Raw genomic sequence first — 15,919 nt, forward strand, 5'->3', positions numbered from 1 at the left:
TTCCTCGCTATAGGAGTCAAAAATCATGGGTTACAGAGACAATATCAGCCAATCCAAACAGAAAGTATATGAAAAAGCAGTTGCCACCAAAATTCTTGACTTAATGGATAAGCTAAGACTTAGCAATAACGAAAACAATAGAAGGCGGTGGATTTGGGAACTTCTACAAAATGCTAAAGATGTTAAAAGCCGAAAGCGAGACGGTGTAGATATAGTTGTTGACTTGAAAGATAGGAACAGTACTTTAGCCTTCAAACATAATGGCAGATGTTTTTCAAGTGACAACATCACCTTTCTAATTGAGCAGGTATCAACCAAAGAAAGATCCGATGAGAGTGCAGAGGAAACTACAGGTAAATTTGGAACAGGCTTTTTGACGACTCATTTACTTTCTGAAGTTGTCGAAATCAGAGGAATTGTTAAAGATGAGGGCTTACCTCATCGTAAATTCTGCATCTCTCTAGATAGAAGTGGCACAGACTTAGAAAAAATAATAGCCAGTGTCAATAATTCTCTTGAGCAACTCGACCAATTAGAGAATGCTGAAGATTTTGAGGATTATGACGAAAGAGAATTTAATACAGCCTTCACTTATCATCTCGATCAAAATGGTTTATCCACAGCTACTATAGGAATTAAAGATTTAGAAAATAGTTTACCCTTAACACTCGTATTCTTGCCTTCGATTTTGAGCGTAAGAGTTGACAACAGAGGTGCCACATATCACGTCTCCAAAACCAAAGATATCGGGAGTATAAGGGATTTATCTATTCAGCAGTGGAGGGTTGAAGTACAAACAAAAGAGGGGGAAAGCTTGTATGATTTTATGTCTATAAAAGATTCTCTCTGTCAAATTGCTGTACCAGTCTGCTCAAAAGACTCTTCAATTGTCATAGTTGATACAAGAAAGGGAATAGTTCCTCGTCTGTTCTGCGATTTCCCTTTGGTTGGATCTGAGGGATTTGGAATTCCTTTTGTGGTCAATAGTTCACACTTCCATCCAACAGAACCAAGGGATGGTATCTTTCTAACAGATATTGGCAATGAAAAGATTGAATCCAATAAACAAATTTTGAAAGTAGCAGTCTCGCGTTACTTAGACTTCATCGAGTATGCTGCATCTCATCAATGGGGAAATCTATATCAGCTAGCAAATATTACAGTGCCCGCTGAGACAGAATGGCTCTCAAAGAAATGGCATAAAGAAAATATTTTGTTACCTATTCAGAAGAAAGTTTATGAAATTCCTTTGGTGAGAACAGAAAACGGTTCTTACCTTGCCTTGAAAGAAGGCGACTCTTTAGTTAATATCCCATTTGGTGATCGAGAAGAAATTCGAGAAGGAATTTGGGATTTAGTATATAGAGTAGCTTGTTTCAGGCTACCTGCGAAGGAAGATATTCACTGCTGGTATAGAATATTCAACAACACGATTTGGGATAAAGTGCATCGTCTAGATATATCCACCTTAACTAAACACATTACTCAAGATAGGAATAATTTAAAAGAATTGGGTCGAGAATTCGATATTAGCGACCCAATTACATGGCTCAATCAATTCTTTAATGTTCTCCAAATGGCAGAGGAAGATCCTCTTGATTTCTTGGAGAATAGCGAGCATAAAATATTTCCTAATCAACGTGGCGAATTTTGTTTACCTAGCAACTTGCGGAATGATGGTGGGATTGAAGTTGCTCTCAAAGATGTAGGTGATTGCCTGTTAAAGAACTATTACGGAAGGTTAGCTCATAGGTCAATTGAAATTAGCCAACTTCTGCCCACAAAAAATCAAGAGAGTGTCATTAGTGAAATTAACCAAGCTCTCCAGTCGGAGAAGGTTGATCTGAAACATAGAAAATCAGCCTGTTATGCATTAACTCGCTTGTTCCCTAAAGAGGAATTTGAAAGCACTGAAAGCAGAAAAGTTATTTACGACATTTCAGTTAAGCTTTTTAACGCAGAAATTCCATCAAAGCTATTTATCGATTCTTGGAGTTCTGAGATATGGTCAGTCTCTGATCGAATGCAGGCAGAGTTCATCGTCGAAGAGATTTCTGCTTTCCAGAACCTACACAAACTCAGTACTCATCTCAAGGAGGAGAACAGTGAAACGCTTGAATGGTTGTCTGTTTTAGCACTTCTCTTTCTTGAAATGGAATGGAATGAGCTATTAGGAAATGCTTCGCCGATTTTACCTAATCAAAATGGTACATTCTGTGAATTGAGTGAGCTTTTTGTTGAAGGTGAGCTTATTGACGAATCACTCAAAGATATTGCAGCATCTCTAAGAAAAGATTTTAGAGATGACTTGATAGATAATGCTTTTAACGTGCCAATACCTAAAACTCGAAAGGTATTTCAGAAAGATATCGGTAGCAAAATTCGGGACTTAGTTTCTCCACGGCTCTCAGAGTTGTCACGGACTGATGAGACTCAGAAAATCTTTAATCAGCTAATTTTGTGGATGGACGACAACCCGGATATTGCAGAGGAAATCTTTGGGGATCTTTACGAAAATCGCCATAAACTTTATGACGACGTTGAAGTTGCTAGGAACCTCAGAAAGGTTCGTGAGTTAGAAGATGAGAATCAGTCTTTAAAGTTGCATAATGAACAACTTCAGACAGAGCTTGAAGAATTAAAAGCTCAACTTTCAGTAGGTATGTCTGGAGATGAGGCTGCCAAAGAACTCTTATCAGAGAAAAAACAAGAGATTGATGATGCTTTTCTAATCATTCACGGGGTGACTTCACGGGAGAAGCTAGAAACAATTCTCGCTGATCCTGAAACTGCTCTTAGATATTCTTATTCAGATCCTAGTGACTACTTTTCGCGATTAGAATACGTTCTTGAAATTATCGACCGAGCGAAAAGAAATGTTAGAGCTTTCTTGGAATCTTTAGATGACTATGATTGCAGTGAATGGCGTGAATGTAGTGAAACTTACATTGTAGGTGTTAAGAAATGGGGAAATCCAATCAAAATCATTGTTCGTCCTTCCGATAATCGAAAAATCATCTTCTACTATCCTGAAGAAAAACAGGTTCTCTCTGGAAGAAACTCAGAGCTTTGGGTTGAAGATGATATTGCTAAACCTCATCAGTTCACCCTAGGCGATGTCTTAAGAATCGCAGCCATTGATTATATTGATTTGCCTATTGATTTTTAAGCATTCAAAAATAGCTTTGACAGCTTATGGAATTCCGCATTGCCAATGCCTTTACCGACAGCCTCAGTCGGCTGACTAGCTAGAAGCAGAAGGACACTAAAACCACTGCATTCGATCTCCAGCTAAACCCGGCTAGTTCTGGACTGCGGTTCCATAAGCTAGACCGTTCCAAAGACCCCAACTGCTAGTCTGTCAGCGTCAACATGAAAATCTGCACATTGTCCGTAGAACCGACACTAGCCCTCTGCTCTGCTATGTGGAGCACCACAACAATGCTTATGCCTAGGTCAGCCGCCGCAAGATTGAGCGACACCCCAGAACCGGAGCCGCCCAACTGGTCGAGGTGCGAAAACGGTTGAAGAAGTCATCATCCAACAACCCGTCACTCTCCCAGCCGTTATACGTCAGAAGCCCTCATTGTTTACTGGCATCCTGGAGGATGATCTGCTGAGCTATGGGTGTCTCTCCAGAGTTGGCTAGAGGATGTTCAGAAAGCCACTGAGGATACCCTACCCTGCCGGTCTTCATCCCGGACAAGCATCAGCGGTCACTAGCCAGGGGCACAGTCTGCAACGCAACCTCAACCCGTTTCACAAACTCTGATTCCCGATCGCACGTCAGCACCAACTGATCGATCGCCCGTGTCATCGCCACATACAGCAGCCGCGCCTCTTCTTCTGGAGTACTGTACTGGCTAGGTAGATAGCCAACACCGGGGATGAAGACAACCGGAAACTCTAGCCCCTTGCTGGAATGCATAGTGATGAGCTTAATGCTCTGTTCAGTCGGCTTGAAGTCTCGACTATTGCCATTTTCATTCACCCATTCCACCGGAATCTGAGCCTGCTTCAATCGGCTACAGATGCGATCGCCCATAAACTTAGAGCGGTATACGATTGCCATCTCGTTCCAAAGGGTTCCCCGCTCGTGGAACTGCTGCGATCGCTCAGCCAGGTAGTCTATTTCCTGCTTGAAATTGGGTAGCCGGATTAGTATAGGATTGGCACCATGACGCATTGAGCTTTCAGGTTTGACCAGCATGGGGGTATCTTCTTCCTGTCCATCGGTTGGCAGCATCGCTTCTCTGGCAAACTGGTAGGCAACGGTCAGCACCTCAGCCGTATTGCGATAGTTAATCTTGAAGACGGTTGTTCGCCCCTGAGCCTGGATGCCACAGCTTTTGAAGCTGAATTTTTTAGCTCGTTTTTCCCCGTAGAGATTTTGAGCGTCGTCGTAGAGCAGGAGGAAGGAACTCGTTTTGGGATCTACCATCTGGGCTGTGAGCTTCAACCATTCCGGTCTGAAGTCGTGCCCTTCGTCAATCAGGACTGCCCCGTATTGACCTGCTGGAATTTTCCCGCTATCCACTGCCTTGATCACACGCTCGACCAGCTCTCTAACGTATTCATCCCCCTGAAACTGGTTGTAGCTAGGTTTTGCAATCCCATGTTGCTGAAGTAGATCACTACACCAGCCGTGAAAGTGGCGCACCGTGACGCGATCGCCTACTCCTTTCTCGTGGAGCATTGACCTGAGTTTGGCTGCCAGCGTTACGTTAAAGCACAGTACCAAAATCGGCTTACCGCTTTGTTTGGCAAGATGAAGGCAGCGGTAGACCAGAATCAGAGTCTTGCCTGAACCCGCTACCCCATGCACCACACGATGACCATCTCCCAAGCTTCGAGCAAGTTGCTCCTGATAGAGATCCATCACTCGAAGAACGTCAGGCACAGCCAGTGCTTCGGGTTGGGATGTCTCCCTTTCAAGTGGGCGATCGCTAATTCGCACTTCTGGGAAGAGATGCCAGCGAACGCGATCGATCTGGGTCGGGGTCAATGGTTCACCGAATTTGTAGGCACAGAAATTCCAGAGCCGTTGCTGAAATTCCCCTGCATCAACGCTTTCATACATCTCATTCTGGCAAATAACCAGATTTGGCTTTAGGACTTCGTGTAAGCCTTCAGTTGACTCAAACTGCTTGCGGGTGATGTCAGCTAAAACCACTCCATGAGAAACGGGGAAGGCAAGTTTACCTTTGTAGCGCCCCGCTGACTCCACCAGCAGATGATCTCGCTCTAGTTTCTGCTTCACGGCTAGGGCATACCCTCTTGCTTGAGCTACGGGGTTCTTAACCCTCTCCTCTCCGTTGGCAGTCAGTAGCGTGACGAAAACTGGATCGATTTGCTGAATAGTGTCAAGTTTCCAGTCCTTAACCTCCAGAACAATCAATCCTCGTAACGGATGCAGAAGAATGAAGTCTGGGTGGAGTTGCTTTTCACCGACCGGGACATCGTACCAGAGCAGATAATCTTCCTCTAGCTTCTGTTCAAGTCTCTGAGCAACGCGCCGCTCTCCGGGTGTCATGTATTGGGAACGAGAGCTGAAGGCTGGAATTAAGGTAGCCATAGGAGGTCTGAGATGTCACCTAAACTTTACTCAGAATGCCCCACGATGCTTGAGCTAGCGCAGTAATGCAGTAATCAATTTATAGTCGATTGTGTCGATTGTTTTGAGGGGGCAATCGCTCCAAGTCCTTATTCCATAGGCTTTCTATCTGCGTTCCTGAGCAGCACCTCATGGAGCAGTGTAAAAGTTATTGAACCTTGACAGATTTATGCAGTAATGCAGTAGTTCGGTAGAGATGTTGGGAACTCTGGGTAAGACGCTAAGGCGATTCAAAAATTACCCAGAACTTTAGGAGATCTATGAGAAGCTCGCAACCACCAAGTTCCAGTACGTTAGTTCAAGAAATTACGGGAAAACCCGGCAACTTAATTGGCAAGATGATTGTTCCAGCTTCCGGCAGCATCACAGTCAGAATTGTTGGCGATATGCTTCAGGCGACGACTAAAGGCAGCTTGGAGAAACGAGAGTCCTGGACACGAATTCAAAACATCGACTGTGCAGAGATTGTAGAGTCTCCAATTTGGCAACTTCTAGCCATAGGTATTCCTCTACTTTTAGCAGGCTTACCGTCTGTTCAATACAGCAGTTTTGGTGGGCTTCTTCTCCTAGCAGGAATTGGTTGTATTGCTGCCTTCTTCTTGGTTAAGCGGCGTTACCTTGCTATCTATAGCTCTCGCAACACAATTCCGGTGTTCATCCAGAAGCCATCGAAAGCCTATCATCAGTTTGCTATGACGGTCATGGCAATTGCTCGTCAATTAAATGCTCAACCTGCACCCATGATGCCAAATGAACAGGTTAGTGGACGGACTGCAACAGCTTTTGTTAAGTAAGCGTTAATCGCTGCGATCGCTCACCAGCAATCATCTAAAGAAATAGAAATGGCTAACCCAGAAGATGTTTTTAAGGTTCTAATTCTCCAGGAATTCCTATCAGAGCCAAATTTGCAGAATGAATGGAATCTTGCTGAGATTGCTACTAGGTGAGGTGAAATTTTAGCTGTACCTGTGGCTCGTGCCATAAAAACATTTCTGAATCTAAAAGTTGGGAGCAGCTTATCATCAGACGCTACAACTAATCTGCTCATCAACCTGGTTCAAGTTAAGCATACGGCTCTAGTAGTTCGAGCAGCAGCAGACGTTTTGGCATTAGCTAGATCCTCTGAGGATAATTACGATTCTTGCTGTCGTAGTGCTTTGAGCCATGCTGTACAAAGCTCTTATCAATGGGCTTTTGGTGCTTTACAGGCTGCTGCATCTAAAAGTGATGCTTGGAGCAAGCATCACTATATTTACGGTTTGATTCATGGAGCCACAGGCAATTTTGAGAGGGCAGTTTTTGAGTTCAACAAAGCACTTCAGACCGAAGGTTGTAAAGAGAAACATAGGCGAATTTTAGAAGCTCTCACAATCGCTCAACAGCAGCTTTTAGCAGCATCGAAGCAAGAACGGAGACAGTAATTTTGGTGATTATTTTGTCTAAGTCGTGCTGATTCACACAAGGTTGTCTGCTGTGAAAGCGATCGCCTCAATTGGATGTCTCGATTTACTATCCCTATTCATTTCAATTCAAACGCTATGGCAGTATTTCAGGTTCTAGAGAATGGTAAGGAGATCTCTCGATTTCAGATTGACGGCAATCAAGTCACGGGTACTGTGCCTGAGTATTTGCAGGAGTTAGTTAACGCGACATGGCATGATTCAACGACTGAGGAATACATGCTTTACACCTGCAATGGGATGGGAAACAAACTTTCTCTTGCAGAGGATGGTTCAGGTTTCATTTGTATCGAAAGGTGATGGAGCCGAAATCTACTTCTTTTGAGCATCCAGCTACCTATGGTGGAGAATCAATTTCTCAACCTCTTCAACACTGGACTCTTGCTCAGCGACTAGAACTGCTCATGTGGCATCCCCTATTTACGGGCAAATGTCCTCAGTGTAGGCAGGCAATGCTTCCAGATAATCAACTCCCTGCTCAATGGCAGTGCGTATGTGGTTGGAAGGATCAGAGCGGGGCGAACCTTGAGAATGGCAATCTGTAACTGAGGGAGAGGGACTGCTCAGGTAAAGGTAGACTGAGGAGCGATCGCGCAAGACCAGGACGACAAACACGATCCCAGTCAGAGCCACAGAGATAGTCAGAGTACCTAATAGAGAAAGCGAAGGTAAGGTATCCATGAGGCAGTGATCCTTCTGGGTGCAGCACTTGCATTCTAAGGCTCACGCCTTATCCACTTGTTTTACCTGTCCTTTAAGCTCGTAGCATCTGCGCTTCAACCGCTTCCCATACTGCTGTAGATACGCGCACAGCAGCCTGTTTGCATTGCACTAGGAAAAGATTGGCATTCAGGTAAGTAATTAATGACTCTACCTCAGCTTTAGATAGATTGACTAGCTTGGGATCGAGATGCAAAACATCGAGCCAAGTCCTTTGAATGTTTCTAGTCACGGTAAAGTTCTCTTCGTCAGATAGCCTTCGGTTCAAGATTTGAGTTCTCAGAACCTCTAATTTTGCGATTAACCTTTTTAAGTTCACATCTTTAAAGATTTTGACACGATCAAGGGCACGATCGAGAGCGCGGGCGCGGTCAAGAGTAAGGGCGAGAGCACGGACGCGATCGAGAGCAAGAGCAAGGTCAAGGTCAAGGTCGAGAGCTAAGTCGAATTCGAGGTCGCTATCAAGGGCAAGGGTGAGGGTACGGGCAAGGGCACGACCAATAGCACGGTCGCGATCTCGATCAAGGTCAAGGGCAAGGGCGAGATAGACTGCAACAGCACGTTTAGTAACAGGTTTATAGGTTCCTTGTGAACCTGTTGTTACCCAGTCAGCCCAGTAAAGTAAATCCTTCAGTTCTGGGCTGAGGCAGGCTTGAGCCTGTTCCTGCATTTGCAGAAGTAAATCATCGGCTGTTCTTAATCCGGCTAGCAGCAGAAATACTTCTCGCCAGCGCTCATCACTTAAGTGACGAGTGACCAATTGCTCAACTTGACGATAGTTCTCCCCAATATGTTGAGCTGTTAAAAACTCTTGGAACGTCAGGTGGGAGAACGAGTAAATTCCCTCTGCCCGTTCTACCAGCACCCCATGCTGGATTTCAATTGACTTGAGTACTGCTGCCCCGTCGATAAACTTTTCATCTGGCAACATTTCTTTGAGCGATTGCTCAATCCACTGCACAATTTCTCGTTTAGATAGAAATAGATGATCTTCCTGAAAAGCATCATGGGCAATCTTTGCCAACATTAACTCCTTGCGTTTGGTGTCTAGCCCTTTATAAAGATTGTCTCGTGGCAGTTCCTTCTCAGAGGCCCATTCTTCTAGTAAAACTCGCAGCGCTCGTTCATAGAGGGTGGCGCGGTTTGTCGGGAATTGACCTGCACGTTGATATAGTAAACACGCTAAGGTCAGCAGTAGAGGCGTGTGAGTAAGTTCTTTTGCAGCTGCATACTCAGTGCTGGTCAACTTTTCCCAGCATTCCTTGCCCCGCTCTGGCTGGTTACGGAACCAGTTGGTAATGAAGGCTTGAATCTGATCATCGTCAAAGTCCGCGATCGCCACATCCGTAAACCGCCGAAAGTTGTGACGATAAGCCGCAACCCGACACGACGCAATAAAACGGTTCTTGTCATAGCTGTCTACAAAGTCCTGAATCTTGGCAATCGCATCACTCATGCGATCGGTAGGTACTTCATCTAACCCATCCAGCAGAATCAGCAGCCTACCCTGCTCCAGCATGGTGTTGGTAAACCGTTCGTGATCGGGGAAGCCGCAGGTCTTGAACTCTTGGGCGATCGCACTCTGAATATTGATCTCACTGTCCCGAAACAGCTTCAGTTCAACAAAGACAGGCAAACAAGCATGATGAAATCCTTCTTTCCGCCTTCCCTTCAAAGCTTCCAGTCCCATCTTCCTTAGAAAAGTCGATTTCCCCATCCCTGGACCACCCAACACCATCAGATATTGCTTCTGATTTGCAATGGTTGACCCTGGTTGCTTCGACGGTTCTCGAAACCCAAACTGTCGCCGCTTACTTTCTCGATACGCCTGCTCTAGTCCTTCAATCGATTCATATCCCCGTAGCGTCGCATTATCCAAACACTGCACCGCCACATAAACTGCCTCCAGTGGAATTGGCTCCCGCATTCCCAGCACCTTCAAGATGCCGTGACGCTTGGTGTAGCTGTGGACATATTGTTGCGAGGCTCTAAAAATTAACTGCTTGACAGGTTTATCGATTGGGATGTTCGCCATTTCCCAACCTGCTTTAATCACCAGCCCTGTCAGACCTTTGACGACTTCGGGCATGACGAATTCAAGTCCTGTCATGAAGACACCTTTGGGGTAAGTAAGCAGTCATTTTCAGCCACAGCTTAGCAAATGGATATGGAGGAAGCGATCGCCCCTTCTCTTGGCAGTTGCTCAGCAAGATTCATAGACTTGATTCAATGAGTGAGACGAAACATGCTGATACTACTTGCTGCTAAAGTTTGTACGAGCCGATGGGGATGTACTTGGTGGGAAATGCTAGCCAATCTGCTCATTTTTTCGAGCATTGGGCTATTCTCAAGGCGCAAAAAGTAGAAGCGATCGGTTTTACCTGAATTTCGTCGAGTGATAATGAGGCGATCGCATTACTTAAGAGTTTCAGGCTCTGTACCCAATTCTTTGCAGTCTCGGTTAGGGTCCAAGTTCGTTCCTGCTGGAAGCAGAGTTTGACAGAGCTTCGCGGCTCTCAGTTGTTCTTCTGTCCAACTTATAGTGTCGCTGAGGTCGGATTCGCTGAGGTTAGCACCGTTGAGGTCGGCACCGCTGAGGTTGGCGTTGCGGAGGTCAGCCTCGCTGAGGTCGGCACCACTGAGGTCGGACTCAGCGAGGTTGGCACCGCTAGGGTCATCGTCGCGGAAGTCGTCAAAGAGGTTGGCATCGCTGAGGTTGGCATCGCTGAGGTCAGCCTCGAAGAGGTTGGCGGAGCGGAGGTTAGCGTTGCGGAGATCAGCGTCGAAGAGGTCAGACTCGCTGAGGTCAGCACTGCTGAAGTCGGACTCAGCGAGGTCAGCACCGCCGAGGTTGGCACCGCTGAGGTTGGCGGTGCTGAGGTAAATTCCTTCTAGTGATTGTCTAGATTGGTTCAGCGCTTCTAACGCTCTGACCAGAGCAGGTCCTGATGCTGGGTTGTCTTCAGTGTGGGAGTTGACTGTTTCCCAGTGGGGGCGCAGCCTAAAGTATTCTGCAAGTCGAAAGCCAACGTAGATTGTTAGACTCAAAGGAGCAATTAAGCCCAGAACGACTAACTTTAAGCGATTGTTACGCCGTTGGTGCAGACTCTGCTGAATAAATCGTTCCGCTGTTGTAGATAGTGAAAAAGTTGCAGCTTGTTTCTGCTGAAATGCTTCGGCTTTTGAAAGCAGTTTGCCCTGCCATAGGTAGTCATTAGGGTTGTCTCTAAGCTGCCATTCTTCTGCCGCCGTTTCAATTCGCTGTTTTTGTCTCAGATAGTCGCGATCGACCTCTAACCACTGACGTAATAGCGGCCAGTGTCGAATTAAGGCTTCATGGGCAACATCCACTACTGCTAAACGTGCCTGATCTGTACTCTTACCGACCAGTTCGCTGGTCACAATTAAATTTTCATCTGCCAGTCGTTTGACCACCGCATCAATTTGCTCAGTGGGGTGCTGAGCAGTGACCAGATTCTGCTTCAGCACCCGTCTGCGCGTATCGGCAGTTTCATCACCGAGTTGAGTCAGTGCTAGAAAGATGTGCTTAGCAGTCTGTTGTTGATCTGGGGATAGCTGCTCATAGACTGCTGTTGCCCGCTTTTGCAGCGTTCCACTCACACCTCCCAGTTGGATATAGGGGCTGAGCTTAAGTTGGTTGTCTAACCGCTGCTTCCACAGTTCCGTTAGCGCATACTGCATTAGCGGTAGACTAGCGGGTTCGTTCGCTACATCTTGAATGATTTGGCTAACCAGTTCTGGTTCTACGGTCAGATCCACGAGACGAGCAGGCTCTAAAATGGCGGTTTCTAGTTCTGCCGCGCTCATGGGCGTGACCGATACCAGGTTCTGCTGAATCCGTTGAGCCAACCCACTGTACTCCTGCTCTAGACACTTACCAAAGAAGTCAGCCCGCATTGCCACAATTAGACAGAGCTGTGGGGTAATTTCCAAAGCCCTCAGCAGACATTGAAAAAATTGCTGACGTTCTGCTGAATCGTGACAGAGGGTGAACACTTCCTCAAACTGATCTACTACCAGCACCACTCGACTTGCCCCTGACACCTGTATGAGCCGCCGCAGTCCGTCTGCACCTGCTTTCAGCAAACCCTCAGCTTTGCCAAGTTGCTCAGCCCGATCCAGCGTTGACGCTTCTGGATCGACAAAGGCTTGAGCCAGAGCTTGAAGTGGGTGTTCTCCCGGCAAGATAATGCAAATTTTCCACTGGTCGCTGCTCGAAAGCCGTCGCCCCTGTTTCAGTTGATGGAGCAGTCCTGCCCGTAATACTGAAGACTTACCGCTACCAGAGGCACCGACGATCGCCACAAAATTGCTTTGCCTGACGTGATCGAGGAGCTGGTCAGTCAGTGCCCTTCGTCCATGAAAGTACTTAGGGTCCTCTTCGTTGCAGTCGAAATACCGCAGTCCTTTATAGGGACAGATATCTGATTCAGAGGGTGCTGTTGCGATCGCTTCTGTCTCTCGCCAGGAGCGAGTCAGGTTGATTGGTTCTCCAAAGTTGGTGAAGACAGGGCGTTGGGTTGCCCCTTGCAGCCCTTGGTTGAGAAAATCTACCAGACTGTAATTTGTTACCCAGCGGTTGGGGTGGCGAGTCGGATCAAGTCCTGCTAGTAGCTCCTTGGTCAGAACGCTGTAGGTACTGTTGATATCCTGCCAAGCGGTTTCAAAGTCACGGGAGGCAGCAATAAAGCAGCGATCGCGCGCTTGCCCCCGTTCTCCTGGGTCAGCTTCCGCAACGTTGACTAAGCTTCCGCTGTGACAGCAGTCCAGCCAGACAATCTGTTGCCGAATGGGGCTTTCATCTAGAATTTGCCGCAACCATCGCAAGGGCAACCCGAAGAAGTTGAATTCAGGATTAATGTCACTGGTTGCTAGAAAACCTTCCTGGACTCCTAAATCCACCCGTAAGCCATGACCTGAGAAGTAAAACAAGGCACTGTCAGGAATCTGCTTGCTGTCGGGTTTGAAAAGCTGCTTCAGTGCTTCCTGCAATTCCCGTAGGGTGACTTGAGTTTGTTTGCCGACTTGCAGCTTGCCATCTTTGACCGTTTCAGGCAGTCGCTTCACCTGAAAGTCACCGTCTTGCTCTAGGCGTTGGGCGATCGCCTCAGCATCCTCCGAGGGAGCAGAGAGGTTGGACAGATTAGCGTAACTATTGATTCCAACAACCAGAGCATCCCGACTCATAGTATTCTCAGAAGCTAAATGCTTTGATATGAGTCTAACTGTTGGTTCTTAATAGAAGAACAAGCACTTTGAAGAACCGTTGAGCGGTTGGATGGTGTAGATGTTATAGTCCTGCCCCTCAATCAAAGCCTTGTTCTGCAAAGTATCTCAGCAATTTGCTCTTTAGTCAGCATCTAATGTCCTTATAAATTTATGGAAGCATCCTCCGACTCTAGCTTCCCAGTTTCGCTAGTAGTGCAACGATCGCCACTGAGATCAGTACTCGATTTCAGTGGTCAGATAGACATGGCAAAGACACCAAATGACCACCTTTAGGAGTGCCCACTCAACAAGCTACACTCAATTTCTCAAACCTTTCGAGTGCCACAGAAGATTTGGCTAGGCAACTACGACTCGCAGCCAATTCCGTCCCCTTCTCTATCAAAACCGTGTGGGTCAGGAGGTAACACCTGGAACCGTCGATAAGGGATATCTCCACAATTCAAATCACCTTCATTAGGCGAGATGCAGATTCCAGGATATGAAGGGTCGCAGCTTTGTTCGGCGGAACTAACTGCTTCTGATGAAGTTTGACTAACGGCTGGTGCTTCTGACTCTTCGGGCAGTGACGGCTGTCCAACTTCTCCTTTGACTGCTGAAGCAAATTCTTCGGCTCTACTGCGATCGGTGAAGCTTGCTAGTTGAACAGTTTCAACACCTGTATCTTCGCGCTTTGTAGCGACTGCATCAGCACAGTAGTGGCTGCGAATAGACTCTAAGCTGCCGCCGTCAACAAAGACCGGATACCAAGTGTCATCTGAACCAGATGAACTATCACCGCAAGTTGAACGGGGAAAATTGAAGGGATTGGGTGCTGTCTCCGTTTCTACGGTTTCTTGAGGATCAGGCACAGACTCAGCTTGCGCTACTTCAGATGGACTTTGAACAGCTTCAGGGATGGTGGTAGCTTCTGACACTGGTGTTTCTGCCACTGTTGTAGCTGATGGTTCAGTTTGCGACCCAACGATTGAAGCTAGCAAAGTAGTAGGAGTCCACACGCATACCGCTATAGTGATCAGAATCTTGGCTAAAAGCTTGGTGGAGGTCTTTCGATCGCCCAGCAGTCGGTCAAGACTATTCCAGTAGAAATTGCATAGGGCATAGAAAAATTTCATGCTGATTAAAATTCCTGGACATTTTCAACCTGCCCAAAATAACCAGCACATTCACGAGCATCAGAACTAAAAACGATGAAGAGTACGTGAAGCTTCAGTACTTCTTGACACTTGGCTCAGCAAGGTAGTTGCCTGTTACTTCTTCCCCTACCGAGGGAACTCTGAATTACATGAAAACATCCGACCCAGCAGAAATGCTGGGTCTTTTATTTTGCCTCTACTTTAGTTGCGCTGCTTCTACTGGAAAGTTGCAAGCTCTAGCTCCGTACAGCACAGCTAGGCTGCCTTCTGGGTTAGACTGCACACACCTGTTCAGACTCTTGCCCCCACGTCTTGAACGCACCCCAAAATCGTCGCAACCGCTGACAATAATTCTCGCAACGCTAAGCTAATTCCCTACGTACACTTGGCTTGCCAATGCTATCAGTACTTCTTTCGCTTCTTTAACTGCTGTTTCTGAAGAATTTTTCAGTGAAATAGAAATCGTTCCATCGTCATCCACAACAAATTTCAAATTGTCAGTGCTGACTCCAAATGGACACCATTCGCCCTCCACACGGTAATCCTGCTTGATTCTCCCCAGATCAAGTACACACTCCTTGGCAAGCGGAGAAGCGATCAAGCCTTCAATAGCATCGCGTAGCCCTAGCTCAATCACCTCAAAGGGAATCTGTGCTTCGCTTAAAAATTTCTGTCGATCACCAATACGGTTTAATCTCCTAGATTTCCCTAACTCTACCCCTAGCTTGCTCATCTCCTTAGCAGGGAGTTCTAATGTTCTTTGGACAATATCAAAATAGTCGGCAAAGTCAAATTCAATTCTATGCTTGCTCAAACGTTCCTGTATTTCTGTATTAGTTGCCTTGATTGCAGCTTTTGAAAGCATACTGTGTTCTTGGAACTTGCCGCTCTGAGCAAGCTGTCGCATTGAACTTCGTACCAACTCAGCTAGGCTCCACTCCAAGCTACTGCTGTAGTCCTCCAATCGCTGCTTTTTGAGGTAACAAACCAGTTTCACGATCTCACGTAGGACAAACTCTTCCTGAGATAGAACTGTGAACCTCATACTCTAACCTCTGTAATACAGCAGTGGTAGTGCGATTCATCGACTAAGGCAGTACCCATTAGCACACCTATGACGGGTCTAGTGTCTAGTCCAGCGCAGGTAGCAGTGTGAATAGCCATGTCAACTAGCTCCTTCTTAAGCACCTTTTGGATTTCCCTTGGAGAACTAGCAGTTGCTTTCGACTCCACGAGATAGGTGTTGCCGTTGCCCTCCATCACAATGTCAGGGTAATCGTGGTTAGGTCGGGCGAGCTTATGAGCGCGATAGCACTGCTGCATCAAATAACCAGCAATTCCCTCACCTACCCCTGCAACTGCACTTTTGTTAGCTGATACTGATTGCTTTGCTGTTCGGCTATAGAACAAAGGAGGGTAGCCAGGTTCTAGGAATACACCGCTGGAATAGGTGAACCAGTACTGCATCTCCTCCAAAGGTTGGTAAATTAGCTGCTCGGAATATTTACGAACCATCCATTCCAAGGAATATTCTTCAATTGAGACAGAATCAGCAGGGTTATAGGGGATCTGTCTACTGTAGAGCTGCGATTGCAATCGGTGGCGTACAGCATCTCTACTCCCAGAGGCTTTAGCAAGAGAGCGCTCCGTAGGAGATAGCCGGAACTGTCGCTGTTCCAGCGTAATTTGAATCGTCATTTGGTTGTGTAAAAGCGATTGGCTAAATTGTAGCCTAAAGACTA

Annotated in this window: 11 protein-coding genes; 4 read left to right on the forward strand and 7 right to left on the reverse strand. The window is 46.5% G+C overall.

What is annotated here, in order from left to right; genetic code table 11:
- Window positions 1-25 precede the first annotated feature (25 nt).
- The gene (locus H6F88_RS17570) at window positions 26-3,169 is read left to right on the forward strand and encodes a hypothetical protein (RefSeq protein ID WP_190644032.1); all 3,144 of its coding nucleotides are present in this window, start codon (window positions 26-28) and stop codon (window positions 3,167-3,169) included.
- Between the two features lie 540 nt (window positions 3,170-3,709).
- Here the strand turns inward: H6F88_RS17570 and H6F88_RS17575 are convergent.
- Window positions 3,710-5,575 (reverse strand): 3'-5' exonuclease, encoded by a 1,866-nt coding sequence (locus H6F88_RS17575; protein WP_190644033.1) that lies wholly within the window; start codon window positions 5,573-5,575, stop codon window positions 3,710-3,712.
- 299 nt (window positions 5,576-5,874) lie between these two features.
- Between H6F88_RS17575 and H6F88_RS17580 the strand changes: the two genes are divergently transcribed.
- The 3 genes from H6F88_RS17580 to H6F88_RS17590 all read left to right on the forward strand — a co-directional run bounded on the left by H6F88_RS17580 (window position 5,875) and on the right by H6F88_RS17590 (window position 7,374).
- On the forward strand, window positions 5,875-6,408 hold the full coding sequence (locus H6F88_RS17580; protein ID WP_190644034.1) for a hypothetical protein: 534 nt from the start codon (window positions 5,875-5,877) through the stop codon (window positions 6,406-6,408).
- A gap of 174 nt (window positions 6,409-6,582) precedes the next feature.
- The gene (locus H6F88_RS17585; protein ID WP_190644035.1) at window positions 6,583-7,035 is read left to right on the forward strand and encodes a hypothetical protein; all 453 of its coding nucleotides are present in this window, start codon (window positions 6,583-6,585) and stop codon (window positions 7,033-7,035) included.
- A 117-nt stretch (window positions 7,036-7,152) separates the two neighbouring features.
- Entirely contained in the window at window positions 7,153-7,374 is a 222-nt protein-coding gene (locus tag H6F88_RS17590) for a hypothetical protein (RefSeq protein ID WP_190644036.1), read from the forward strand.
- A gap of 120 nt (window positions 7,375-7,494) precedes the next feature.
- Here the strand turns inward: H6F88_RS17590 and H6F88_RS17595 are convergent, their stop codons facing one another.
- The 6 genes from H6F88_RS17595 to H6F88_RS17620 form a co-directional block, all read right to left on the reverse strand.
- Window positions 7,495-7,755 (reverse strand): hypothetical protein, encoded by a 261-nt coding sequence (locus tag H6F88_RS17595; protein ID WP_190644037.1) that lies wholly within the window; start codon window positions 7,753-7,755, stop codon window positions 7,495-7,497.
- Window positions 7,756-7,828: 73 nt separating this feature from the next.
- A complete protein-coding gene (locus H6F88_RS17600) occupies window positions 7,829-9,904 on the reverse strand; it encodes an NACHT domain-containing protein (RefSeq protein ID WP_190644038.1) in 2,076 nt (691 codons plus the stop codon).
- A 305-nt stretch (window positions 9,905-10,209) separates the two neighbouring features.
- Window positions 10,210-13,002, reverse strand: coding sequence for a pentapeptide repeat-containing protein (locus H6F88_RS17605; RefSeq protein ID WP_190644039.1), 2,793 nt, complete (start codon window positions 13,000-13,002; stop codon window positions 10,210-10,212).
- 386 nt (window positions 13,003-13,388) lie between these two features.
- Window positions 13,389-14,156: a hypothetical protein gene (locus tag H6F88_RS32690; RefSeq protein WP_199333659.1), complete on the reverse strand. Its 768-nt coding sequence runs from the start codon at window positions 14,154-14,156 to the stop codon at window positions 13,389-13,391.
- A gap of 388 nt (window positions 14,157-14,544) precedes the next feature.
- The gene (locus tag H6F88_RS17615) at window positions 14,545-15,084 is read right to left on the reverse strand and encodes a hypothetical protein (protein ID WP_190644040.1); all 540 of its coding nucleotides are present in this window, start codon (window positions 15,082-15,084) and stop codon (window positions 14,545-14,547) included.
- A 134-nt stretch (window positions 15,085-15,218) separates the two neighbouring features.
- Window positions 15,219-15,875, reverse strand: a complete 657-nt coding sequence (locus H6F88_RS17620; RefSeq protein ID WP_190644041.1) for a hypothetical protein — start codon at window positions 15,873-15,875, stop codon at window positions 15,219-15,221.
- Between the last annotated feature and the right edge of the window lie 44 nt (window positions 15,876-15,919).

The organism is Oculatella sp. FACHB-28 (genome assembly GCF_014696015.1).
In the GTDB taxonomy this organism is placed as follows: Bacteria; Cyanobacteriota; Cyanobacteriia; order Elainellales; family Elainellaceae; genus JAAUTN01.

What these genes read in the sequence shown, in the direction of transcription:
- H6F88_RS17605 (WP_190644039.1), bottom strand. Translation starts at nt 13,002, where the DNA reads ATGAGTCGGGATGCTCTGGTTGTTGGAATCAATAGTTACGCTAATCTG.
- H6F88_RS17600 (WP_190644038.1), bottom strand. Translation starts at nt 9,904, where the DNA reads ATGACAGGACTTGAATTCGTCATGCCCGAAGTCGTCAAAGGTCTGACA.
- H6F88_RS17575 (WP_190644033.1), bottom strand. Translation starts at nt 5,575, where the DNA reads ATGGCTACCTTAATTCCAGCCTTCAGCTCTCGTTCCCAATACATGACA.
- H6F88_RS17580 (WP_190644034.1), top strand. Translation starts at nt 5,875, where the DNA reads ATGAGAAGCTCGCAACCACCAAGTTCCAGTACGTTAGTTCAAGAAATT.
- H6F88_RS17615 (WP_190644040.1), bottom strand. Translation starts at nt 15,084, where the DNA reads ATGCGACAGCTTGCTCAGAGCGGCAAGTTCCAAGAACACAGTATGCTT.
- H6F88_RS17620 (WP_190644041.1), bottom strand. Translation starts at nt 15,875, where the DNA reads ATGACGATTCAAATTACGCTGGAACAGCGACAGTTCCGGCTATCTCCT.
- H6F88_RS17570 (WP_190644032.1), top strand. Translation starts at nt 26, where the DNA reads ATGGGTTACAGAGACAATATCAGCCAATCCAAACAGAAAGTATATGAA.
- H6F88_RS17590 (WP_190644036.1), top strand. Translation starts at nt 7,153, where the DNA reads ATGGCAGTATTTCAGGTTCTAGAGAATGGTAAGGAGATCTCTCGATTT.
- H6F88_RS32690 (WP_199333659.1), bottom strand. Translation starts at nt 14,156, where the DNA reads ATGAAATTTTTCTATGCCCTATGCAATTTCTACTGGAATAGTCTTGAC.
- H6F88_RS17595 (WP_190644037.1), bottom strand. Translation starts at nt 7,755, where the DNA reads ATGGATACCTTACCTTCGCTTTCTCTATTAGGTACTCTGACTATCTCT.